Origin of the sequence: Mucilaginibacter sp. 14171R-50, assembly GCF_010093045.1 — a bacterium.
Lineage (GTDB): Bacteria > Bacteroidota > Bacteroidia > Sphingobacteriales > Sphingobacteriaceae > Mucilaginibacter.
The window spans coordinates 2,330,085-2,354,256 of record NZ_CP048115.1 but is presented as its reverse complement, the minus strand read 5'-3'; the positions used below and the strand labels follow the sequence as shown (position 1 = coordinate 2,354,256).

Annotated in this window: 21 protein-coding genes; 10 read left to right on the top strand and 11 right to left on the bottom strand. The window is 44.9% G+C overall.

Translation table 11 applies throughout. From position 1 onward, the window contains the following. Nucleotides 1-57: 57 nt before the first annotated feature. Both GWR56_RS10815 and GWR56_RS10810 read right to left on the bottom strand, forming a co-directional pair. The gene (locus tag GWR56_RS10815; RefSeq protein ID WP_162431256.1) at nucleotides 58-1,137 is read right to left on the bottom strand and encodes a lysylphosphatidylglycerol synthase transmembrane domain-containing protein; all 1,080 of its coding nucleotides are present in this window, start codon (nucleotides 1,135-1,137) and stop codon (nucleotides 58-60) included. Between the two features lie 16 nt (nucleotides 1,138-1,153). Further along, nucleotides 1,154-2,554, bottom strand: coding sequence for an alkaline phosphatase family protein (locus GWR56_RS10810; RefSeq protein WP_202925309.1), 1,401 nt, complete (start codon nucleotides 2,552-2,554; stop codon nucleotides 1,154-1,156). A 217-nt stretch (nucleotides 2,555-2,771) separates the two neighbouring features. On the opposite strand from GWR56_RS10810, the gene GWR56_RS10805 reads away from it, so the two are divergent. Both GWR56_RS10805 and GWR56_RS10800 read left to right on the top strand, forming a co-directional pair. Then, entirely contained in the window at nucleotides 2,772-3,320 is a 549-nt protein-coding gene (locus tag GWR56_RS10805) for a hypothetical protein (RefSeq protein WP_162431254.1), read from the top strand. Nucleotides 3,321-3,422: 102 nt separating this feature from the next. Then, nucleotides 3,423-5,603, top strand: coding sequence for a TonB-dependent receptor domain-containing protein (locus tag GWR56_RS10800; protein ID WP_162431253.1), 2,181 nt, complete (start codon nucleotides 3,423-3,425; stop codon nucleotides 5,601-5,603). Nucleotides 5,604-5,718: 115 nt separating this feature from the next. Here GWR56_RS10800 and GWR56_RS10795 read toward each other — a convergent pair whose 3' ends face one another. Beyond that, on the bottom strand, nucleotides 5,719-6,084 hold the full coding sequence (locus GWR56_RS10795; protein ID WP_162431252.1) for a PleD family two-component system response regulator: 366 nt from the start codon (nucleotides 6,082-6,084) through the stop codon (nucleotides 5,719-5,721). A gap of 128 nt (nucleotides 6,085-6,212) precedes the next feature. On the opposite strand from GWR56_RS10795, the gene GWR56_RS10790 reads away from it, so the two are divergent. Then, nucleotides 6,213-6,671, top strand: a complete 459-nt coding sequence (locus GWR56_RS10790; RefSeq protein ID WP_238395215.1) for a DinB family protein — start codon at nucleotides 6,213-6,215, stop codon at nucleotides 6,669-6,671. A gap of 170 nt (nucleotides 6,672-6,841) precedes the next feature. Here the strand turns inward: GWR56_RS10790 and odhB are convergent, their stop codons facing one another. Together odhB and GWR56_RS10780 are read right to left on the bottom strand one after the other, a co-directional pair. Next, complete coding sequence (gene odhB, locus GWR56_RS10785) at nucleotides 6,842-8,440, bottom strand: 2-oxoglutarate dehydrogenase complex dihydrolipoyllysine-residue succinyltransferase (protein ID WP_162431251.1); 1,599 nt, start codon at nucleotides 8,438-8,440, stop codon at nucleotides 6,842-6,844. 114 nt (nucleotides 8,441-8,554) lie between these two features. Beyond that, nucleotides 8,555-11,359, bottom strand: a complete 2,805-nt coding sequence (locus GWR56_RS10780) for a 2-oxoglutarate dehydrogenase E1 component (RefSeq protein WP_162431250.1) — start codon at nucleotides 11,357-11,359, stop codon at nucleotides 8,555-8,557. Between the two features lie 119 nt (nucleotides 11,360-11,478). Here GWR56_RS10780 and GWR56_RS10775 point away from each other — a divergent pair, with 119 nt between their 5' ends. After that, nucleotides 11,479-12,360, top strand: a complete 882-nt coding sequence (locus GWR56_RS10775; RefSeq protein WP_162431249.1) for a DUF3667 domain-containing protein — start codon at nucleotides 11,479-11,481, stop codon at nucleotides 12,358-12,360. Nucleotides 12,361-12,526: 166 nt separating this feature from the next. Here the strand turns inward: GWR56_RS10775 and GWR56_RS10770 are convergent, their stop codons facing one another. Further along, nucleotides 12,527-13,828, bottom strand: a complete 1,302-nt coding sequence (locus tag GWR56_RS10770) for a DASH family cryptochrome (protein WP_162431248.1) — start codon at nucleotides 13,826-13,828, stop codon at nucleotides 12,527-12,529. 223 nt (nucleotides 13,829-14,051) lie between these two features. On the opposite strand from GWR56_RS10770, the gene GWR56_RS10765 reads away from it, so the two are divergent. Genes GWR56_RS10765 through GWR56_RS10755 form a run of 3 tightly spaced genes read left to right on the top strand, consistent with a single transcriptional unit; the run spans nucleotide 14,052 to nucleotide 16,810 of the window. Further along, nucleotides 14,052-14,702 (top strand): TetR family transcriptional regulator C-terminal domain-containing protein, encoded by a 651-nt coding sequence (locus tag GWR56_RS10765; RefSeq protein WP_162431247.1) that lies wholly within the window; start codon nucleotides 14,052-14,054, stop codon nucleotides 14,700-14,702. 49 nt (nucleotides 14,703-14,751) lie between these two features. Continuing rightward, the gene (locus tag GWR56_RS10760) at nucleotides 14,752-15,477 is read left to right on the top strand and encodes an HAD family phosphatase (RefSeq protein ID WP_162431246.1); all 726 of its coding nucleotides are present in this window, start codon (nucleotides 14,752-14,754) and stop codon (nucleotides 15,475-15,477) included. A gap of 4 nt (nucleotides 15,478-15,481) precedes the next feature. Next, nucleotides 15,482-16,810: an AarF/ABC1/UbiB kinase family protein gene (locus GWR56_RS10755; protein WP_162431245.1), complete on the top strand. Its 1,329-nt coding sequence runs from the start codon at nucleotides 15,482-15,484 to the stop codon at nucleotides 16,808-16,810. 132 nt (nucleotides 16,811-16,942) lie between these two features. Here the strand turns inward: GWR56_RS10755 and GWR56_RS10750 are convergent, their stop codons facing one another. After that, nucleotides 16,943-17,119 (bottom strand): hypothetical protein, encoded by a 177-nt coding sequence (locus tag GWR56_RS10750; RefSeq protein ID WP_162431244.1) that lies wholly within the window; start codon nucleotides 17,117-17,119, stop codon nucleotides 16,943-16,945. A gap of 330 nt (nucleotides 17,120-17,449) precedes the next feature. Between GWR56_RS10750 and GWR56_RS10745 the strand changes: the two genes are divergently transcribed. Then, entirely contained in the window at nucleotides 17,450-18,355 is a 906-nt protein-coding gene (locus GWR56_RS10745) for a TIGR01777 family oxidoreductase (protein WP_162431243.1), read from the top strand. Beyond that, nucleotides 18,348-19,661: a deoxyribodipyrimidine photo-lyase gene (locus tag GWR56_RS10740; RefSeq protein ID WP_162431242.1), complete on the top strand. Its 1,314-nt coding sequence runs from the start codon at nucleotides 18,348-18,350 to the stop codon at nucleotides 19,659-19,661. Before GWR56_RS10745 ends, GWR56_RS10740 begins: the two co-directional genes overlap by 8 nt. Before the next feature lie 10 nt (nucleotides 19,662-19,671). Here GWR56_RS10740 and GWR56_RS10735 read toward each other — a convergent pair whose 3' ends face one another. From GWR56_RS10735 to ggt, 4 genes are all read right to left on the bottom strand, one after another. Continuing rightward, nucleotides 19,672-20,595, bottom strand: coding sequence for an FKBP-type peptidyl-prolyl cis-trans isomerase (locus GWR56_RS10735; protein WP_162431241.1), 924 nt, complete (start codon nucleotides 20,593-20,595; stop codon nucleotides 19,672-19,674). A gap of 5 nt (nucleotides 20,596-20,600) precedes the next feature. Beyond that, entirely contained in the window at nucleotides 20,601-21,113 is a 513-nt protein-coding gene (locus GWR56_RS10730; RefSeq protein ID WP_162431240.1) for an FKBP-type peptidyl-prolyl cis-trans isomerase, read from the bottom strand. Nucleotides 21,114-21,204: 91 nt separating this feature from the next. Continuing rightward, on the bottom strand, nucleotides 21,205-21,645 hold the full coding sequence (locus tag GWR56_RS10725) for a MarR family winged helix-turn-helix transcriptional regulator (RefSeq protein WP_129876297.1): 441 nt from the start codon (nucleotides 21,643-21,645) through the stop codon (nucleotides 21,205-21,207). A 98-nt stretch (nucleotides 21,646-21,743) separates the two neighbouring features. Then, the gene (ggt, locus tag GWR56_RS10720; protein WP_202925308.1) at nucleotides 21,744-23,444 is read right to left on the bottom strand and encodes a gamma-glutamyltransferase; all 1,701 of its coding nucleotides are present in this window, start codon (nucleotides 23,442-23,444) and stop codon (nucleotides 21,744-21,746) included. Nucleotides 23,445-23,664: 220 nt separating this feature from the next. Here ggt and GWR56_RS10715 point away from each other — a divergent pair, with 220 nt between their 5' ends. Next, a complete protein-coding gene (locus GWR56_RS10715; protein WP_162431239.1) occupies nucleotides 23,665-24,156 on the top strand; it encodes a hypothetical protein in 492 nt (163 codons plus the stop codon). The last annotated feature ends 16 nt before the right edge of the window (nucleotides 24,157-24,172 follow it).

Here is a 24,172-nt window from a genome sequence, read left to right as displayed (position 1 = left end):
TTTACGGCTATTGGTAAAAAATATTTACTTGCAGAAAAATAATTTAATCGGGTAGTATTAGTCCTTCTTCATGGTTTGCTTCCGCAGCAGGTTTAACACCACATAAGCCCCTATCAGCGCGGGGAAAAACAGCAGGAACGACCGTTGAAGCAACGTAAAAATGGGTATTAAACCGGCGGGTACTATTTTGCCGAATAATGTAGATATAAAGCCTTCGGCAAAGCCGCTGCCGCCGGGGGTTGGCGCAAAATATATCATAAACTGTATTAGTATCTGTATTGATATCACCTGCACCAGGTTAGCGTTAACGCCTAAACCAAGTAACAACACCCATTGCAGGCAATACTTGTTCATATAAAGCGCTGTTGTGATAACAAGGCTCAACGGGAACAACAACGGATTTTTCCTGATAATAACACTGCACGTTTGCTGGTATTTGCTGATACTTGCGAAAGAACTATCTGCCCATCCGGCTAATTTTTCCCTCCTTTTAGGGAAAACGGCTGATAAGCCGTTAGCAATTTTTTTAATGATATTCCCTATCCAAAGCGGTTTCCAGAAGGCTAATAAAAAGGCCAGCAAAAACAACAGAAAAAAACTAAAACCATACTTAAGCATGGCCGGCACCATACTGCCAACTTCGGTAGTATCCATCAGCATAATGGCCACAAAGCCTGCCAGCGGCATAAATATCAGTGTAGCGCCCATATTTAATAAAGTCACGGCGAACGAATCGATAAAAGTTACGCCGTTGCTGGTGTACACAAATATTTGTGCCGGTCCTGCTCCGCCGTGCGCAGGCGTTACCGCCCCCATAAACATATTGGCCACGTTTGCCCTGAAGCTTACCCAATGCGATACGCCCGGAGCCATTTTACGGATATAGATATGGTTACGCCAGCTACCCAGCATCAGATCGATAAACAGCATTACAAAGCAAATGGCAATATACTTGTATGATATGTGTGATAAGGCCTTAACCGTATCGCCGGTATTATTGTAGAAAAATACCACAGCAATTGTAGCTATGGTAATTAAGGCAAACCAAAAGGCACCTTTTATAATAACCTTTTTGTTAAATACATTTTTTGCTTCCTGCTTTTCGGGTTCAGCGTTATGCGGCGTGGTTGGTGTCATTTATAATGGCAGATAATTAAAATAATGGTTCACCTTCCGAGCTTGCCGGCGTGATGCCTTTCCACTTCAGTATACTGTCGAATAAGTCTGCAGTTCGCATTGGGTCCGTGTTCCAGCCTTTTTGGTTGTATATCATGGGCACGTGCATGTGGTACCTGTGTAACGACCCATGCGAACCTTTATGTTCAGGATATTCCCAAAAATCACGCAGGTCGTGCCCTAAACTTGCACTGATCACAATATCTCCTGCCCTGCGGCTCTGAAACAACTGGTAGATCTGGAATACCGCATCCGGATAGTCGGTGTTAAACGTGGCCTTTAAGATGGCGCGATGGCCGGTAGCCTTTACCCTGCCTGCATATCTTAGTACATCGGCGGTAACGGGTTCATACGTAAACACATTATCTTTTACCGCAATTTTTGCTTTTCCCTGCTTATTGTGCACAATAAAGGTTTGTTCCTCGTCGCCGCGGTAAATGGCAAAATCAACGGCATCTTCGTTTAACAGCAGTTGTAAGCGTTCGGCACCCATAGCTTCCATGATTTCCGTTTCGCGCAGTACATAATCGCCGGGGTGGTTCAGGAAGTGGATGCTGCCGAATGAATTACCCGATATCATTACCGCGCATTTTGGGTTGCTTTTCCAGATCACCGGGTAGTAAACAGATTTTAGTCCGTGATCGGTCATCCAGTCGGCCAGGTCAAGATGTTTGGTGGTTGGGGTAAGGCCATGATCCGATGTCATCACAAAAAGCGTATCATCCCATTTGCCCTGCTCCTCTAATTTGGCACGCACTTCGCCCAGGCTGTTATCGGCAATTTTATAAGCTTCAACCGTGCGCGCGTCGCGGATATGGTGGTAATGCGAATCCCAGTCAACGCTCGGGAAAACCGCGAACAGGAAGTCAAAGTCCTTACCTGAATTAAGCATCTCCATAATACGCTGATGGCCCTGTACATCAACCGGGTGGTGGCGCAGCTTAAAATGCGCGCGCATATACATCAGCCCTTTTCCTTTTTTGCCCAGGTCATATTCATCCGGCACGTTGCGGGTAATCATATTATACACGTTGTACGATTCACCCATCAGTTCAAACAGCGTGGGTTTATCGGCAGGCATATCAGTATTAAACCACGCTGCCTCGGGCCCGCAATAACTGCGCATGGCCAGTTTATTGAAACGTGTACGTTTAAACTCCTTTTTATCGAACCAGCGTATGCCGGTAATATCCATAGTACCAGGGAAATGCCCGGTTAAAAACGGCAGGTATGCGGGTCCCGTTGTTGATGGGAAACAGGTAGTTGCCTTGCGGTAAGTACCTTCGTCAATTATTCGCTTTATGTTTGGCAGTAGGCCTTGTTCTATCAGTTCGGGTAAAACTTCGCTGTGGGCGCCGTCAACTAAATAAAAAAGCACTCGCTTTTTGCTTTGCATCAATAGTAAAAATATAAAAAAACGGCTTCTAAACACTCACAAGGCCGTTTTACATCCTGTTTGTAACCACAAAAATAAATAATAAATGTTAAACCAAGCGTAACGCCTTGTAACTATTATACTTGCTTTAATTTTGGCAGCGGTTGATGCTAAAATTTAAAAGTTTTAATTAAAATTGCAGATGACAGGGTTATCATAATTGAAAAAATTTTTTGCCATATTGTTACTGCTTATCCACTTTTTTAATTGGGGTGGCTACATGCTGCTGCAAAATTATATGCTGGAACTATCTGACAGGCGCATGAACGACCTGATAAGCCATAACCTGTATAATCCTAACGCACTGGTGGAGCTTAAAATAAAACAAAACCTTCCGGGTATTAACGAATGGCCGGATTATAAGAATGTAAGCGGATCTATCCAGTTAAAAAACGCATGCTATAATTACGTAAAGCTTAAATTTACAAAAGATACGCTATACGTAATGTGCGTACCCAACTACGAAAAAACCAAGTTGATAGATAATAACGTAATATACGCCAAACAGATAAACGATATCCCTACCGACAAGGGTAACGATACATCTGCAAAAAAAGGCGGACCGGATGTAAAATACGATCACCCTCAACTGGTAATCAGATTTTTAAATTTTGAAAACATCCAGCCACGGGGCATTAATAAAATATATAACCTTTCTGCCGATCCGTTTATCGGCACACCAGGGCAGCCACCCGAAACTTTGGGTTAACAACTCGTTTCCAGCATCATATATCGTATGGCAAGGCATTACTATGCTTTGTGCTGATGCTCCATTATTAAAATCTACATCAGTTAACTCTAAGAATCTATAATGAAATATTTATACAAAGGGCTGCTGCTTGCTGCATTTACAGCGGGCGTTTACAATGTGCAGGCCCAAAACACAAAAAAGGATACCCTTAAACTCGACAGTGTTATCATTAAAGAGTCGCGGGCTAAAAGCTTACCCGATGTAAGCGGCACTACTATTTTTGCTGGCAAAAAAACCAATATTATTTATGCCAACCCCGGCAAGGCTAACCTTGCAGCTAACCTGGCACGCACACTGTTTGCACAAACACCGGGTATTAACGCCTGGGAAATGGACGGCGCCGGTTTGCAGATAAACATTGGTACCCGCGGCACTGATATGCACCGCTCCATTGAAACCAACATGCGCCAAAACGGTTATAATACCAACTCGGATATATTTGGCTACCCCGAAAACCACTACAACCTGCCGTTTCAGGCTATTGGCGAGGTGCAATATGTGCGCGGCTCGGCAGCATTACAATTTGGCAGCCAGTTTGGCGGGATGGTGAACTTTAAGATAAAAGAACCCGATACCTCTAAGGCATTTACTTTTGAAAGCGAACAGACCGCCGGATCGAACCGCTTTTTTAACTCGTACAATGCCGTTGGCGGCAAGGTGAGCAAGATAAGCTATTACGCTTACTATGATATGCGGAGCGGCGATGGCTGGCGGCCCGACGCGGCATTTAATTACCGCGCTTATTACGCTAATATCAAATATCAGTTTAATGATAAAGGCAGCCTGGCGGTCCAGTTCTCGCGGTCGGACTACGTTCAGCAAATTGCCGGTGGTTTAACCGATGCGCAGTTTGAGGCCAACCACAGGCAATCTAACAGGTTCCGTAACTTTTTCAATCCCGAAATAAACATACCGGCTATTTTGTTCAACTATAATTTCAGTAAAAACACCCGGCTTGAAGTTACCTCGCATGCGCTGATAGGCCAGCGTAACAGCGTGCAGTTCATCGCGCCGTCAAACGTAAACGATACATTGAACACCACGCTCAAAACCTTTAACCCCCGCCAGGTCGACCGCGATTACTACGATGCCTTTACAACCGAAGCCCGTATTGCGCACACGTATAAATTGGGCAACCAGCAAAGCACCTTAAGCGCAGGGATACGCTACTTTACCCAGCTGACCAAGCGCCGCCAAAAAGGTGTTGGCACAACCGCTACAGATTTTGACCTTAGCCTGGTTAAAGATTACGGTATAGACCTTAGATTAAAGACCCGGAACTACGCTGTATTTGCCGAAAACCTTTTTAAAATAACCGACAAATTTTCGGTTACGCCGGGCGCACGCTTTGAGGTTATCAATACCGATATGGGCGGCCTTGTTGCCAACCGTGCAGTACCGGTATCATATAAAGACAATCGTAGTTTTCCGCTGTTTGGCACGGGCCTGCAGTACCAGGTAACCAATAGCAGCCAGCTATATGGTAACTTGTCCCAAGCTTACCGCCCGTACATTTACGCGGCAGTTACCCCGGCAGACCAGCTAACCATTGTTGACCCTAACATGAAGGATAGCAAAGGCTACGACGCCGACCTGGGTTACCGCGGCCACATCAAATCGGTATTCAGCTTTGATATTAATGCCTTTTATGTTTACTACGGCGACCGCCCGGGCACGCTTATCACTACCGATGCCTCAAACGTAAACCACCTGTATTTAACCAACATAGGCAACGCGGTAACCAAAGGTATCGAAGCTTATACCGAGGTATCGCTCATCAGGTCGTTCAACCCGCTATCAGGAAGCGATCTGCGCCTTTTTAATACATTGGCTTATACCCACGGCAGATACACCAGTGGTTCTATTAGTGTTAACGGCGTCAACAATAGCTTAAAAGGCAAAAAAATTGAAGGCACCCCCGAGTGGACCAACCGCACCGGCCTTACCTATTTAAGCGGGCATATTACCAGCAGCCTGATATTAAGCTACGTTGGCAACAACTTCAGTGATGCCAACAACACCACTTTTAACCCAACCGGTGCAAGTGGTATAGTACCCGCCTATAAGGTAGTAGATTGGGCGTTTAACTATAATTTTCTTAAAAACTACCACGTTACCTTTAATGTAAACAATATCCTGAACGAGAAATACTTTACCCGCAGGATAAATATGTACCCCGGCCCCGGTATTTTACCTGCCGACGGCACATCGTTTAATGTAGGATTGGGGTTAAAGCTGTAGACTCCACCCAGCCCCCTTGAAGGGCAGTAAATTTATATATAGAAAAGCCCAACTCATAAAAGTTGGGCTTTTCTTGTTTAAGCTTCTCAAAACTCCCCCTTTAGGGGGCCGGGAGTTAAATATGTTTCTTTACAATGGCGTTCAGTTCCTCCAGATCGAAAGGTTTTTTAAGATAACCATCAGACAAGCCGGCTTTTGCAATTTCGGCTACGTTGCTTACCGCAGACACAATGATTACAGGTATGTGGCTTGTTTTAGGATCAGATTTTAATTCGTAGCTTAATTGCTGGCCGCTGGCGTCGCTTTTCCATTCGGTAAGCCAGTTATCTAACAGTATCAGGTCGGGTTTATGCTGGTCTATAAATTTTAAAATCCTCGAATTTTCAGATGATATCACTTCATATCCCTCGCTTTCAAGAGCAAAGGTTACAGTGTCCCTGATATCCTTATCATCCTCAATAACTAAAATTTTCTTAGCCATAACGTTACCAATATACTATATCTGCTTATTAATATTATAACAGCAAAGCGATAGTATTGTTTATGTGCACATGCAGCCATTTTAAGGATATACCGCCACTATAACCGAACAACTTATATATTTGAGTCATGATAGAAAAACAACTGGAAATTATGCGCAGGCCGCGCCTTAACATAGTTAGCACCCTTAACAATTTTAGCCTGGAGCAGTTAAACAAGATACCCGCCGGTTTTAATAACAATATTATATGGAACCTGGGCCACATGATAGCCGCCCAACAGGGTGTTTGCTACAAACGCGCGGGGTTGAATACCTGGGTTGACGATGCGTTCTTTCAAAGGTATAAGCCCGAAAGCAAACCTGAAGGCCCGGTAGATGCCGCAGGGTTTGAGGAAATAAAAACCTTGTTAACAACCAGTTTAGACCAGTTGGAGCACGACTATAAAAATGGCATTTTCGGTACTTACCCTGCCTGGACAACCCGTTACGGTGTAACCATGGCCAGTATAGATGACGCGCTTGCATTTTTGCCATTTCATGAAGGGCTGCACATTGGTTATATTATGGCGATGAGGAAACTGGTGTAGAAGGCACAATAAAACCGCATGTCATTGCGAGGAGCGTAGCGACGCGGCAACCTCGCAGCCAATGCATGAACTCTTTTCATATGACGAGATTGCCGCGCTATCGCTCGCAATGACATATAAAACAACAAAGCCCGGCATAACCGGGCCTTATATTATTCAAAAAATCGTAATTATACTCCTAAAAGTAACCTTGTTGGGTCTTCCAATAATTGTTTTACACGTACCAGGAAGCTTACTGATTCACGGCCATCAATGATACGGTGATCGTATGACAGGGCCAGGTACATCATCGGGCGGATAACTACCTGTCCGTTTACGGCAACCGGCCGCTCGATAATATTGTGCATACCCAATATGGCCGATTGCGGCGAGTTTAGTATCGGGGTCGACATCATGGAGCCAAACACGCCGCCATTGGTGATGGTGAACGTACCGCCGGTCATTTCTTCCAGCGTGAGTTTGCTTTCGCGGGCTTTGCCTGCAAGTACCACAATGGCTTTTTCAATTTCGGCAAGGCTCATGCTCTCGGCATTGCGGATAACCGGAACCACCAGACCTTTTGGTGCCGATACCGCTATCGAGATGTCAGCAAAATTGCTGTAAACTATCTCTTCACCCTCTATGCGTGCGCCAACGGCAGGCCATTCTTTTAAGGCCTCGGTAACGGCTTTGGTAAATAACGACATAAAGCCCAGGCCAACGCCGTGTTTCTCTTTAAATTTATCTTTGTATTTACCACGCAGTTCCATTATCGGCTGCATATCTACCTCGTTGAAAGTAGTGAGCATGGCTGTTTCGCTTTTAACGGCAACCAGGCGCTTCGCAACCGTTTTACGTAACGACGACATTTTTTCACGACGGTCGCTTCGCGGACCGGTAGGGGTAGCAGCGGCAGGAGCACTGGCAGCAGGTTTAGCAGCAGCTTGTGCGGGTGCGGCAGCAGGCGCGTTTTGCGCGTTAAGTGCATCACCTTTGGTAATGCGGCCATCAACACCGGTACCATTCACTGACGATGCTTCAACGCCCTTTTCGGCTAATATTTTTGCGGCAGCAGGCGAAGGGGTCCCCGATGCATAAGTAGTCCCTTTTGAAGGTGCAACCTGCGGCGATTCGTTCACTTTATCAACAATTGCCTGGGTTATTGGGGTTGTTACAGCCGGCGCAGAAGCACCGCTGCCTTCAATGGTACAAACCACTGCGCCAATGGCCAGGGTATCGCCTTCTTTGGCTATAGTTTTCAGCGTACCGGCCTTTTCGGCAGTAAGCTCAAATGTTGCTTTATCAGATTCCAGCTCGGCAATGGCTTCGTCCATTTCAACGGCATCACCATCCTTTTTGATCCAGCGCGACAGGGTTACTTCGGTAATAGACTCGCCCACCGGTGGTACTTTTATTTCTAATGACGAACCACCACCCTGATTTGGTGCCGGGGCAGGCGCATTTGCAGGCGCCTCGGGGCTATCGGCTTTTGCAGGCTCATCTTTAGCCACAACAGGTGCGGCAGGTGCATTATCAGCAGCAGCTGCAGGTGCGCCGGTTTCATCTATAGTTGCTACCACAGCGCCAATGGCCAATACATCACCTTCGGCGGCTGCGGTCCTTAAAGTTCCGGCCTTTTCGGCGGTAAGCTCAAATGTAGCCTTATCTGATTCCAGCTCGGCTATCACTTCGTCCATTTCTACATGGTCACCGTCCTTTTTTTTCCAGGCTGATAAGGTTACTTCGGTAATGGATTCGCCTACCGGCGGAACTTTTATTTCTAAACTCATATTTATAGTAGTTGTAGTGTTTTTGTTAGTTGAAAGTATAAAGTTAAAGGTTGAAAGTAGAGAGAGTGCGCGTTCAAAAACTTTTACCTTTCTACTTTAAACTTTAAACTCTTATCAATCTGCCCCCGCGTTAGCCATTTTTTCGGTTGTTTTTTTGATAGTTTCTTTAACCAGTTTGCCGGCAGGCGCTTCAAATGCTTTTGATACAATATGTAACTGCTGCGCAGCATGCTGTTTGGCAAAACCCGTAGCGGTGCTGCTGCCTTCAAGCCGCGATATCACATCAAGGTTTAAATACTTATCGCTATGAAACTTACGGCAAATATACGGCCAGGCGCCCATGTTTTCAGGTTCTTCCTGTACCCAGAAAAACTCGGTAGCCTTTTCGTATTTGGCTTTTACCTTTAATATTTGCTGTACCGGTGTTGGGTATAATTGTTCGATACGCACTATAGCCACATCCTTACGTTTATCGGCTTGCTGTTTCTCAAACAGGTCGTAATAAACTTTACCGGTACAAAGTAATACGCGTTTAACTTTTTTAACATCGGCGTAAGTGTCATCAATCAATTCGTGAAACTTGCCATTTGTAAAATCTTCCAGCGGCGACACGCAATTAGGGCTGCGCAATAAGCTTTTTGGCGTAAATATGATAAGCGGCTTGCGGAAATTGCGGTGCATTTGCCTGCGTAGTATGTGAAAGAAGTTTGCAGGCGTAGTGCAATTGGCCACTTGTATGTTATCATCAGCGCAAAGCTCTAAAAAACGCTCAACCCGTGCCGACGAATGCTCGGGACCCTGGCCTTCATAACCGTGTGGCAGTAACATTACCAAACCGTTACCACGCTGCCATTTTGTTTCGGCGCTGGCAATATACTGGTCAACAATGATCTGTGCGCCATTAAAGAAATCGCCAAACTGGGCCTCCCAAATGGTTAATGCCTTCGGGTTGGCTAAAGCGTAACCGTATTCAAAACCCAACACGCCGTATTCTGATAGCAGCGAATTGTATATACTCAGCTTTGCTTGTGTGTCTATAGTTTCCAGCGGGGTGTATTCATCTTCCGAATCGGCCAGGGTGAGCACCGCATGACGGTGCGAGAAGGTACCGCGCTTAACGTCCTCTCCGCTTAACCTTACCGGGAAACCCTCTTTTAACAAAGTGCCGTAAGCCAGCAGTTCGCCCATTGCCCAGTCGAACACGCCGGTTTTATTAACCATCTCGTTACGGTCCTGGAACAATTTCTCAATTTTTTTAAAAAATTGCTTGCCTTTTGGCAGTACCGTTAACTTGTTCCCTATTTCGATGAGTGTATCTTTATCAACCGAGGTTTCAACTGCGCTGATCATTTCGCGGTGATTAGCCAAATGCAGTCCGCTCCATGCGCCTTCAAACATCGGTATGGTATCGGTAAACCTGTCGGCAGCCTTTGCCTCATCCAGCATTTGCTGTAATTCCGCGCGGAAGGCTTTCTCTAATTGTTTGGCATATTTATCGTCAATGCTGCCTTCGTCTACCAGCTTTTTGTTGTATATCTGCAGCGGGTTAGGGTGTGCTTCAATTGCCTTGTATAATACCGGCTGTGTAAATTTCGGCTCGTCGGCCTCATTGTGTCCGTAACGGCGGTAGCAAAGTATATCAATAAATACGTCCTCGTTAAACACCTGCCTGTACTCCATAGCCAGGTTAACTACGTAAACCAACGCCTCAACATCATCACCATTTACATGAAATACCGGCGAAAGAACCGTTTTGGCCACATCGGTGCAATAAGTGCTTGAGCGGGCATCCTTATAATTGGTGGTAAAGCCTATCTGGTTGTTAATTACGAGGTGTATGGTGCCGCCGGTACGGTAACCGTCCAGCTTTTCCATCTGTAAAACTTCATAAACAATACCTTGCCCCGCTATAGATGCATCGCCATGTATCAATATAGGGGCTATCTTTGAATGATCGCCATTATGTTTGTAATCAATTTTTGAACGGGTGATGCCTTCTACCACAGGGTCAACGGCCTCTAAGTGTGATGGATTGGGGCAAAGGCTTAAGTGTACTTTTTTCCCTTCGGCTGTTTCTACATCGGTTGAAAAGCCTAAGTGGTATTTCACATCACCACCAAACGGAGATCCCGAGTCGTAATTTTTACCTTCAAACTCCGAGAACACCTCTTTGTAGGTTTTCTCCATGATGTTGGTAAGCACATTTAAACGGCCCCGATGCGCCATACCGATAATGAACTCCTCGATGCCGAGTTCCGACCCCCTTTTTATAACCGAATTAAGCGCCGGGATCAGGGCTTCTGCCCCTTCAAGCGAGAAGCGTTTCTGGCCCAGAAATTTTGTGCCCAAAAAATTCTCAAATACAACGGCCTCATTCAGTTTGGCCAGCATCAGCTTTTTTTCTTCAAGCGTAAACGACGGGGTGTTGCGTTTGCTTTCCATCCGGTCCTCAAACCATTTAAGTTTAATAGGGTTGCGGATGTAAGTATATTCGGCGCCGATAGACTGGCAATAGGTTTGTTCTAAAAGCTGGCGTATATCGCGCAGGGTTGCGGGGCCCAAGCCAACTTCAACGCCGGCGTTAAAAACGGTATCCATATCAGCCTCGCTTAAGCCAAATGTTTCCAGCTCTTTACCCGGAAAATATTTGCGGCGCTCGCGTACCGGGTTTGTTTTAGTGAACAGATGGCCGCGGTTGCGATACCCGTTTATCATGTTTAATACATTGATCTCTTTCAGAAAGTGCTCAGGCGTTTCGGTGTTAGCAGCCGCCATGCCCTGGCCGTCTTTGCCAAAATCAAATCCTTCAAAAAACTTTTGCCAGCCAAAATCTATCGATTCGGGGTCCTGTTTGTAAGCTTCATATAATGTATTAATATAGGCTGCGTTTCCGCTATTGATGTAATTGAGGCGATCCATGAGAAACCAATGTTATAAACGGTACAAAACTAAGCATTATAGAACTAAATGCTAAAAATATATACATTACTTTTAATGCATTCAGCAATTTATTACATTTAAGCATTAATGATATTGATGTGCGTAAACCTGGGCCAACTATAAAGCATAACCAAACCGATCGTGATTTTGTAAACTGTGCATCGTGCGGCCACATCATCAATGGTAATTATTGTAACGTTTGTGGTGAAAAAGTTATTGCAGAACATGATTTTGTACTAAAGCACTACGTTGAGGAATCGTTTGAGGGGCTTACACATTTCGATACCAAGTTTTTCAGATCGGTTAAGGTTTTGATACTAAAGCCGGGAATGCTTACGGTTAATTTTTCGGCAGGCAAAAGGGTAAACTTTGTTAAGCCGTTTCAGCTGTTCCTGATATGCAACCTTATTTTCTTTCTGCTCGCGGGTAAGCTTAATATATTTTCGCAATCGTTATGGGCTTTTTATGATTATAAGCCCTACACTTACTTCAATACCAAAAATGTCATTTTAGCCAAAGCAACTAACAACAAACAGTTTGAAAAATTGACCATCGCCTTTAACGAACACATAGGCACCGAATCTAAATTATTTATCGTGCTGTTCATACCCGTACTGGCAGCTGCGTTCGCATTTCTTTTTATCAACCGTAAAAAATATTTCTCAGAACACCTGGTGTTTGCAACGCATTACTTCTCGTTCATCCTTATCTACTACGCGGCTTTCACTACATTGATAAGCACCCCGTTTTACGCATTCAATAAAACCAACTTTTCGGCTTCTTTTGATGCCTTAAGTTCGCTTATCAACCTTATTGTCTTTGGCATTTACCTGGGTATCGCCGCCCGGCGCTTCTATAAAACCGGCATAGCTTTTACGGTTGCTGCGGCGTTATTCACCGTAATATTTTTTACGACGGCATTATATGGCTACCGGATATTGCTTTTTTACAAAACCATATACGGCGTACATATTTCCTGATGAATGTTTTAGTGTAGTAACTTTTGCAGAAAACTGCGGAGATAGGCAAACCCTTCAAACAATACGGCCAGCAGGCCTATAATGATGGTAAATTGTTCAAATGGGTTCATGATACTATATATACGCTAAGATATTGTTTTTGTTGCGTTTATACCAGTGTCAGCCACTAACTTAAGCTCTCGGCAGCGGGCAGCCAGGTGGTTATAAAATCGCTTTTATCATCCAATTGGCTGACTGGCTTAGCAGCGTTAAAAAAACGGTTGCTCTTGGTATCATTGCCTACGCCCGCGATAAAAGCCCAGTTACCCCAATTACTGGCCGGCGAATAATCTATCAGTTTCTCTTCAAAATAACGCGCACCTTTTGTCCAGTCAACCTGCATATCTTTAGTTAGATAGGTAGCTACCGCCTGCCTGCTGTAGTTGGTTATGTAGCCGGTGGCATTAAGCTGATGCATGGCAGCATCAATAAACGGCACACCTGTTTGGCCGTTTTTCCATTGCTCAAAAAGCTCGTCCTGGTTGGCGGCAACATCGGGCACATCGCCAAACCCTTCGGACCGGAAAAACTTTTGCCCGTGTTTTTTAAACATAAACCTGAAGTAATCGCGCCAAAGCAATTCCAGCATTATCGGGTCGGTGTTCTGTAAACGGTGCTCGCGGTGATAATTAACCACCTCCCAATATACCTGCCTGGGCGATATACAGCCAACGGCCAGCCACGGCCCGAGGCCCGATGAATTACATAACGCGCTGCGTATATTTTTACCATCGCTGCTTTGCATGCAGTTTTCAAGGTAATTATGCAGCTGTTTCAATGCCGCTGTTTCTCCGCCGGTAACCTTTTCGCCTGCGCGTGCATCGTCAACAGGGTTGGGTACCCCAAGGTCTTCAAGCGTTGGTATCGCTCCGGCATCTGTAATTTCGGGCGTTGGTATCTGTCCCGGACTGACAACGCAAGGCCGTACAGTACTATCGCGCTCCACCTTCTTTTTAAAGGTAACGAAGCTGTCTGGTATATCCTTTATCGGGAAGGGCAGGTCCTCTTTGTGGTACATAGTATGCCCGATAAAATGCTTTAGGTTAAGCTGCATTTTCCACAAGGCACCTTCCACCCTTTCAGAAACGTCGGTTTCGTCAGGCGCTACCTCACGGTGGTGGTAAACTTCGCTAACGTTATACTCTTCGGCCAGTTGGGTGAGCACTTCGGCCGGGTCGCCAGTGCGGACGATCAATTGAGCGTCGTATTTTCTCAGGTTTTCACGCAGGTCAGTTACGGCTTCCAATAAGAACCGGGCACGAAAGCTGCCTGTTTTTAAAGCGCCGCCGGCATTGGTGCGGAAGTAAAACGGATCAAAAATATATACCGGTAAAACTTTATCAGCCCTGCGCACTGCTTCAGATAATATTTCGTTATCGTGTATGCGCAGGTCATTCCTAAACCAAACCAGTATAATCTTTTCACTCATATGAACACCCCTGATCTAAACTTATTTAGATCGATTACAAAAATGCTAAATATTTATTTGTGATAAAAAGATAGCGGTAATATTTGACATCTTCTAAACATTTTAATTGTTTATCCGGAATATTAAGGGCTGAAATAACCGTTAAGCTTAGGCGTTTAAATAACATAAGCATGATATTTGTTTACCCGATTATAGGTACCTTTAAACGTTAAAACACAACAATATGGCAACTACCGAAAGCATCCAAAAAGCTTATATCGATCATGTACTTACCGAGGGGCAGCCGCCAAAATCGGTTTATGTGTTCGCTAAAAAGAATAAAATGGCCGAAGAAGAGTTTTACCGTTTTTTCGGATCGTTTGACGCGGTTGAACAGAGCGTTTGGGCCGACCTGACCAACAAAACGCTTACCGAGATACGCGGGCAGGAAATTTGGGTGCAGTACTCTTCGCGCGAAAAAGCCTTATCGTTTTTTTACAGCTTTTTTGAGCTGTTGAAAAGCAACCGCAGCTTTGCTGTTTACAGTATAAAGAAACACCGCGCCCTCGGTACCCCAAAGGTACTGGAGCCAACAAAAGAGTTGTTTGAAAACTTTGCTGAAGGCATTTTGAACGAGGGCATAGAAACGCAAGAGCTTAGCGACCGCAAGTTTTTCAGCAAGCGTTATAAAGATGCACTTTGGGTACAGTTTGGGTTTGTGCTGAATTTTTGGATAAACGACGATTCGGCCGGGTTCGAGAAAACCGATGAAGCAATAGAAAAAGGCGTAAACGTAACTTTCGACCTTTTCCAGCGCTCGCCGATTGATAACCTTTTTGAGTACGGCAAGTTCCTGGCCAAGAATGGCGGGTTAAAGGAAAAGATGGGTTTTTAGGGGCCTCGCCCCAACCCCTCTCCAAAGGAAAGGGGGCTTAGACATATAAATGAGCGATCAGAAAATTTCTAATAAAAGTAAGAAAGTCCTCTCCTTTGGAGAGGATTTAGGTGAGGCTTCTTTCGCCGCCATATTTGATATGGATGGCACGCTGATAGATAACACGCCGTTCCATTTTGACGCATGGCAGCAACTTTTTAATAAACGCGGCCTGCCCCAGCTAAGCCACGAAACTTACCTGGCTGAAATAAGCGGCGTGCCGATATTGAACACCATTACCAGGTTTTTTGGCGATAATTTGGATAAAGCCGAACAGCAGGCATTGGTTAAAGAAAAGCAGCAGCTTTACGAGGCTACCTTTTTACCATACCTGCGCCCGGTTAACGGATTGGAAAATTTTTTAGCAGAGATAAAAGACGCCGGCGCTAAAATAGCTTTGGCTACATCGTCAGGAGTAGAGGATATTGATTTTATTTTTGAAGCCATCCCCATAAGGCAGTATTTTGACGCCATCGTCACCGGTAATATGGTCAGCCAGCCTAAGCCATCGCCGCAAATATTTTTAAAGGCTGCCGAACGCCTTGGCGCCCGTGCCGAAAAATGTGTTGTGTTTGAAGATTCCCTGTCGGGATTAAAGGCTGGGAACAATGCGGGCATGAAGGTTGTTGGCATCACTACCGCGCACCCGGCCGCAATAATTACCGAACTGGCAAACATGGTAATTGACGACTATGCCGACATAACGCCGCAAAAACTGGCCGCATTATTTGATTGATACCATGAGCGATAATACTAATAAAGAGCAAAACAGCATTCCTACCAGTAAAGTTGAACGAAGCGCCAAATTCGTTAAAACGGGCTTCAAAATTGGCGGCAATTACATTAAGCATTACTCTAAAAAACTGTTTAACCCGGAAATGGACAGGTCTGAGTTGAACGAGGATAACGCTACCGACATTTACCAGTCGTTAAGCGAGCTTAAAGGCAGCGCGCTAAAAGTAGCGCAAATGCTTAGCATGGATAAAAACCTATTGCCGCAGGCTTATGTAGATAAGTTTACGCAATCGCAATACAATGCGCCGCCATTGTCTGGGCCGCTTATTGTGCAAACGTTTAAAAAATATTTCGGTAAAAACCCCGACCAGATCTACGACAAGTTCAACATCCGCTCTACCAACGCTGCATCTATAGGGCAGGTGCATCAGGCCGAGCTTAACGGCAAAAAGCTGGCGGTAAAGATCCAATACCCCGGTGTGGGCGATTCCATCTCGTCTGACCTGAAACTGGTAAAACCCTTCGCCTTCAGGATGCTGGGCATGAGCGAAAAAGAACTGGACATTTACATGCGTGAAGTAGAAGAGCGCTTACTGGAAGAAACCGATTATGAATTGGAGGTACGCCGCTCCATAGAGTTTTCAATCGCCTGCAAAAACCTGTATAACATTGTTTTCCCCGAATATTACCCCGACCTGTCAAGCAAACGTATTATCACCATGGATTGGCTGGAAGGCAAGCACCTGCGCGAATTTTTGGCTACCAACCCATCGCAGCAGCTACGCGACCAGATCGGCCAGGCGCTTTGGGATTTTTATAACTACCAGCAGCACGAGCTACGTGCCGTACATGCAGACCCGCACCCGGGAAATTTTTTGATCACCCCCGAAGGCAAACTGGGCGTTATTGACTTCGGCTGTATAAAAGTTATGCCCGACGATTTTTATTACCCCTTCTTCGCCCTTACCTCAACAAATTTGTTCGATGACAAAGATGAAACCATCAAAGCTTTCCGCAAGCTGGAAATGATATTGCCAAATGACACACCTGCGCAAATTGAATTTTATTACAGCATGTATAAGCAAATGATAAGCCTGTTTGCCAAGCCATACATTACTAATACTTTTGATTTTGGCGAGAAAGCATTTTTTGACGATCTGTTTGGCTTTGGCGAAAAGGTTTCAAAAATGCCCGAGTTTAAGCAAGCCCGCGGTGTAAAACACTTTATTTACGTAAACCGCACAAATTTCGGACTATACAATATTTTGCACGAGTTAAAAGCGAGGGTAAAAACAGACACCTATAAACCCCATATTGCGGCTGCCGGGCAGTAACCATCAGCCGAGATCAGATAAACGAAAATAAAAATGCCCGCAATTATCTTGCGGGCATAAACTGGTAATAATACTTTTTGAACAATCAATGCCATTTGCAGTATTGAACATAGGGGGAATTTAGTATGCCTTTTATTCAATAATCAGTGGTATTATCATTGCAAAAACAAGTACAGATGTGGCAATCCAGCTCAGCGTGGCTTTCAGTTCCCAGGTCTGTATATCGGTAACCCTTCCTGTGCCTAAAAACGAGATATAACGTTTACGGCAGTACAACCCATAGGCGGCCACAAGCCCGATTATTGCCACACATAAGCAAATTAAAAATTGTTGAAAACTGTGCGTATACATAGTATTAATAATTTATTGTTAATACCTTAACATTTAAGCAAACAAAAGGTTTAATCCATTTCATTGGGTTTTGAAGCAAATGGCTATAACCAACAAAAATGTTACAAATGGCTGCACATATCGGTAACAACCGGCGTAGTGTCAACATAAACTGTTAAGCACACGTGGCCCACACCATGAACAATAAATAAGCTCACCCTGCAAACTTTTTGCAGAAACGGTTGCTACCTTTAAGCCACAGTTTATAATTGCATTAATAAACGGATAACCAGGTTATCAAACACCAATATGGGTAAAAGCATACTTATCACCGGCGGCTCGGGTTTACTGGGCCGGGAACTTACAAAAGCGCTGCTTAACAGTGGCCACAGTGTAGCTCACTTGAGCCGCAGCGCGCCTAAAAATCCGCAGGTAAAAACTTTTTTGTGGGATGTTAAAAATGACGTGATAGACGAGCATTGTATCGACGGCATCGACACTATTATTCACCTGGCAGGTGCAGGCATAGCAGAAAAACGCTGGACAGAAAAACGTAAAAAAGAGATTGTGGAAAGCCGCACCAAATCAATCGCCCTTATTTACCGGCTGATGGGCAGCAAACCTAATCAGGTAACAACGGTGCTTTCTGCATCAGGTATTGGCTATTACAGTAACCGCGGCGATGAACTGCTCACTGAAGATAAGGAGCCCGCATTAGATTTTATTGGCACCTGCTGCGTAGAATGGGAAAAGGCAGTGGACGAGGGCGCGCAATTTGGCCTTCGCATTGTAAAATTCCGTACCGGGGTGGTATTAACAACCAAAGGCGGTGCGTTGCCGCAGCTGGCCCGGCCTATAAAGATGGGTGTAGGTTCGGCTTTAGGCAATGGCCGGCAGTGGGTATCATGGATACACCACCATGATGTAATAGCAATGTACCTGTTCGGTTTATCGAATGATCAGCTAACAGGCGTTTTCAATATGTCGGCCCCGTTCCCTGTAACCAATTCTGAACTTACCCGGGCCGTTGCTAACCATCTGCACCGGCCGCTTTGGGCGCCTAAGGTTCCTGCCTTTTTAATAAAGTTATTATTTGGCCAAATGGCAAGCCTGGTATTAGGAAGCACCAAAGTATCGGTACAAAAAATTCAGGAAGCGGGCTTTAAGTTTAACTATCCCGATATAACCGGGGCCTTGAAAGAAATATATGGTTAAAAACATACCGGTAAGTATTTTCTGGTTTCGCCGCGATCTGCGGTTGGCAGATAACGCGGGTTTATATCATGCTTTAAAAAGTGGTAACCCTGTGCTGCCTATATTTATTTTTGATAAAAATATACTGCAGCACCTGGAAGATGAAGACGACGCCCGCGTAACGTTTATCTATAAAGCTATCGAAGATTTAACCAAGCTGTGCCAGGCACACGGTAGCAGCTTACTTACTTTATTTGATACGGCCGAACACGCCTGGGAAAAACTGATCGGGGCTTACAACATCGCCGCTGTTTATACCAATCACGATTACGAGCCTTATGCAACGGCGCGCGATACGGCTGTAAAAAATTTGCTGGCTAAGCATAACATCACGCTTTTTACTTATAAAGACCAGGTTATTTTTGAAAAAGACGAGGTAATTAAAGATGATGGTAAGCCGTACACGGTTTATACGCCTTATAAAAACAAATGGTATCAAAAGCTATCGCCGTTTTACCTGAAAAGTTATCCGTCTGAGAAATACTTAAACAATCTGTTCCAGACAGAACCATCTGCATTACCTACGTTACAGGAGATGGGGTTTGTGATAAGCGGATTAAGTTACCCCAATAAAAGTTACCAAAACATTATTGACCGTTATGCTCAAACACGCGATTACCCTGCCATAAAAGGCACCTCGCACGTAGGCGTACATTTGCGTTTCGGCACTATAAGTATACGCCAATGTGCAAGGGATGCGTATGCATCGCCCGAAAAGACCTGGCTGAACGAACTGATATGGCGGGAGTTTTACATGATGATATTGTATCACTTTCCAAAAACGATGGATCATGCCTTCAGGCCGGAATACGACCGTATTGAATGGCTTAACAACGAGTACCAGTTTGAGGCCTGGTGCAAAGGGGAAACAGGCTTCCCGCTGGTAGATGCAGGCATGCGCGAACTTAATGCCACCGGCTTTATGCACAACAGGGTGCGCATGGTAACAGCCAGTTTTTTAAGCAAGGACCTGCTGATAGACTGGCGCTGGGGCGAGCGCTATTTTGCACGTAAACTATTGGATTACGAAATGGCCAGTAACGTTGGCGGCTGGCAATGGGCGGCCGGCAGCGGTACCGATGCAGCGCCGTATTTTAGAATATTTAACCCGGACAGCCAGTTAAAAAAGTTCGACCCCAAAATGGAATACATCAAAAAATGGGTTCCGGAATATGCCGACTTCAGCACATATCCAAAACCCATTGTCGATCACGCCTTTGCGCGCGAACGGTGTTTAAAAGCTTTTAAAAAGGCTTTAAGTAAATAAACAATTGCTGCTACTTAATATCGGTTATTTGAAAATCGTACCTAAGTATCGAATTTGACGGTATAAGGTCTCGTGCAGCGGTGCCATAGCCCAGCGATGATGGTATCAGCATAGAAATAGAAGCCCCTTTTACGCCATACTTTTGAAGCGCGCTGCCCAGCCCTTCAATTACCGAATAGGGTGTAAAGGTAATGGCGGTTGTACTTTCGTCAAATGTAGTACCATTTAGCAGCGTTCCCTTATAAGTCAGATCAACGTTCGAAAACTCTGATATTCCGCCTTCCGGCCCGGTACCGGGGGTAGTTATCTTATAATAATAGCCCAGCGGGTCTTTAGTATATCCGGTTAAATTATTGGCGGCTAGGTAATTATTAATAACCTTATCATCATAAACCTCCTGGTCGGCAATTACGTGTACATAATAATCAAGGCTTTGATTACCGCCTATACGGGCGTTTACATTGGTTATGCTACCCGATCCGTAACCCTTTTGCCCATAGGCAAGCCTCGACGGAATAAGCACGCGCATACTGGCACCTTTGTGTTGCAACAGGTTATGAACCGCAAGTTGTAACCCCTGCGGCAGGTTATCGTTAACAAGGTGTCCCAAATACTCATATAAATGGTTGGTAATAGTATCTGATGATACATACTTCCCATCCAAAGTCTTTAAGGTATATACCATTGATATCCTGTCGGCATATTTCAGTGTATCGCCGCTGCCCTTTGTTATAATTTTATAATACATACCGGTAGTGCCTGTACCATCTTTCGTGGTATCCTGGCTAAAATCCGTTAAGCCATTAGCGCTTATATAGGCCTGAATTTGCTGCTGATCGTACTCCCTGATATCGGGCTGGTTATCGGTATTTTTTTTGCAGGCGGTTAAACCTGTGGCTGCTATTAATAAAAAAGTAAAAATCTTTTGTTTCATCTAAATCAGTTCGTTACATCTAAAAGTTCAATCTCAAAATCTACCACCGAATTTTTGGGTAAATTAAGCTCGGGCTGGTCGTACGGACCGTAAACATACCTTGATGCGGCAATTATCCGTATTTTACCACCTTTTTGTATCTGCGGTATTCCCAACCGCCAGGCCCTGAAAACATCCACTCCTAATATAAAGGATGGGTGAAAATTATTGCTTTGCGCAAACACTTCGCCGGTTGTAAGTATTTTGGCCGTATAGTCAACCGTAATACGTGTAGAATTTGTGTACAATGCATTACCGCTTCCGGGCGCTAACACCACATAGTAAACACCGGTTGCAACTCCTGCGCTGTCCACTCTTTTTATTACCGAGCTTAAGCCCGGCGTAGCGGCTATGTAATCCTGTATTATTTTATCATCTTTCTCTGCCTGCACCCGCTCTTCGGCAATGGGGTCGTACCCTTTTTTGCAGGCCGAAAAACAAACAACCGATAAAAATAATATCAACAGTATCCTGTTCATCCCAGTTTCAAAAGGCAAATTTATTGTTTTATATCGCAAAATCAGCAGCTTAACACTTTTTAACAATTAGCATAACGTTAAAAAGAGTGTTTTATGGTTTGTAGTTGAGGGTAAGCTGATTTATTTTTTTAAGCATCTCAGTTAAATACTGTTTATCAGCATCGCTTATATGGGCGTTAAGGTAATTATTAAATTGTTTTACAACGTTTTTTGCCAGTTGGCGCTTCTCTTTACCCAGCTCGGTTAAATATATTTTTACCGAACGTTTATCCCCTTTGTTCGATTCGCGGTAAATAAGCCCGGTTTGTTCCAATTGGTTCAACATACGCGATAAACTGGTTGATTTAAGGCCCAGTAGCGCTGCCGCCTGCGATACCGTAGTGCCCTCTTCGTCGATATTGATGAGCAGGTAACCAATAGACTGTGTAATACCAAATTCGGTAACTAACTGGTTATAACGGTTGGCAACAGTTTGCCAAACTATCTTTAAAAAATAATCAATCGTTTCCTGGTGTTTTACACTGCTTCGCATAACTCACAAACATAATGTTTTTAGTTGATTGGTGAGTAGTGAATTGTGAGTGGTCATGTGTAATTACTAACTCAACCTCTCTACTCACCACTCACTACTCACCAACCTATCGCCGTATCATCCCCTCTCGGGTCGGCGCCGCCCTGGTAACCAGTCTTCGTTTTCAATATACCGTCTACGCGGCCAATAGCGCCCCTGTTGGTTAACTTATATCCCTTTTTAGTAAGCTTATCTTTTACCGCATCAGATAAGGCACCGGGTTCGCTGCCTACCTCATCGGGCAGCCATTGGTGATGGAACCGCTTTGCACTTACGGCCTGCTGCATATCCATATCAAATTCAATAACATCCAGCACTGTTTGAAACACCGACGTAATAATAGTTGAACCGCCCGGAGTCCCTACCACCATGAACAACCCGCCGTTTTTTTCGACAATAGTGGGTGTCATGCTGGATAGCATGCGCTTGCCCGGCTGTATGCTATTGGCTTTACCGCCAACCAGACCATACATATTAGGTACGCCCGGCTTCGAACTAAAGTCGTCCATCTCATTGTTCAGCAAAAAGCCGGCGCCCGCCACAAATATCTTTGAACCGAAAGTGTCGTTCAGCGTGGTGGTGATGGCTACAGCGTTCCCCTCGTTATCCACAATAGAATAATGGGTGGTTTGGTCGCTCTCGTAACCTATAAAAGTACCCGGCTGTATAGCGGCGCTTGGTGTGGCGGCATCCCAGTTAAAGCTTTGCATACGGTTTTTTAGATATTGGGGCTTAAGCAGGCTATCAACAGGGACATTATAAAAATCCGGGTCGCCCAGGTATTTCGAGCGGTCGGCATATACCCTGCGCTCAGCCTCAACCATTACCTGAACGGTGCTGTCGCTGTTAAAGCCATACCGGTGTAAAGGGAAGCTTTCTACGGATCTGAGCAATTGAAGTAACGCTATACCCCCGCTTGACGGCGGCGGCATGGTAATGATCTTATAGTTTTTATAAATACCGGTAAGCGGTTTACGCCATACCGAATGATAATTTCTCAGGTCGGCCTTAGTAAACAAACCTTTGCCTGCTTTCATTTCGGCTACTATCAGGTCGGCTACTTTGCCATCGTAAAAGCCGGCACGGCCCTTATCGCGTATCAGCGCCAGCGTATTGCCAAGATCGGTTTGTATCAGGGTATCGCCCTCTTGCCACGGGGTATCTTTAACCAAATAATTTTTACCGGGGTTAAGTTTTCTAAATACCGAACTATTGCGGTTGATATCCGATGCCAGGCGTTTGGTCATTTTAAACCCATTAAACGCCAGGTTAATTGCAGGCTGTACCAACACTGCCCATTTTAATTTACCAAACTTTTTATGTGCAGCAATCATACCATCAACAGAGCCGGGTATGCCCGACGCCTGGTGGGTGTACAGGCTCATATCCGGGATAACGTTGCCCGAGGCATCAAGATACATATTGGTGCTTGCTTTGGCCGGCGCCTTCTCCCTGAAATCGAGCGTGGCCGAAAGGCCCTTTGCCGAACGGTAAACCATAAACCCCCCGCCGCCCAAATTACCGGCCTGCGGGTGTGTAACCGCAAGTGCAAACTGCACAGCAACCGCCGCATCTACCGCGTTGCCGCCTTTCTTTAATACTTCAAGCCCGGCTTTTGCCGCATCGGGATAGGCACATACCACCATACCCTTACGGTATTTTGCGGGATTAATAGTTTGCTGCTGTGCAGGCGCATCAAAGCTCAGGCTTACAAAAAACACAACGGCCGTGCACGCTATTATAGGTTTAAAATTGATCATAACAGGTAATATTGGGGTAATTTAAGGTATTTAAGGTTACAAATACAATGTGGAAATGTTGATTATTTTACGTTTGGAAATCAGTTATGTGATATATTATTGCAGCATCATTTTTATTTAAACAGCATAAAACGCTATCTATGCCGTTAATTACGTTAACTATTAAACCATTTACGCAACGCATGCGGTATGAATACAAACCGCATCAAAAAAAATTACTATGAAAAAACTTACCCTCATTGCAGTAGTACTAACATCCTTTTTGCTGCTTGCTAACCGGTCTCAGGCGCAGGACTACAAAACCGCTGTCGGCCTTAAATTCGGCGGTTACGAAAATGGCCCCTCTGTTAAATATTTCATGAACAGCACCACCGCGCTTGAAGGGATATTAGGCATCCGTAACCACGGCGTTGTGGTAACAGGCTTATACGAATTGCATCAACCTGCTTTTAATACTCCCCTGCTTAAGTTTTACTATGGTTTTGGCGCGCACGTTGGCGCTGTGGGCAGCGGCGTTTACAAACGCTTTGGCGATGATAACTATTACAGCGACAGCCGGGTTTTGCTTGGCGCTGATGGGGTTTTAGGCCTTGAATACAAATTGCCCGATGCCCCTATAGCCATTAGCCTTGACTTAAACCCACGTGTTGAACTGGCAACCGGGCCATTTTTTGACCTTGCCCCCGGCCTTGGGTTAAAATATACGTTTTAAGTAAACGATCAGTATT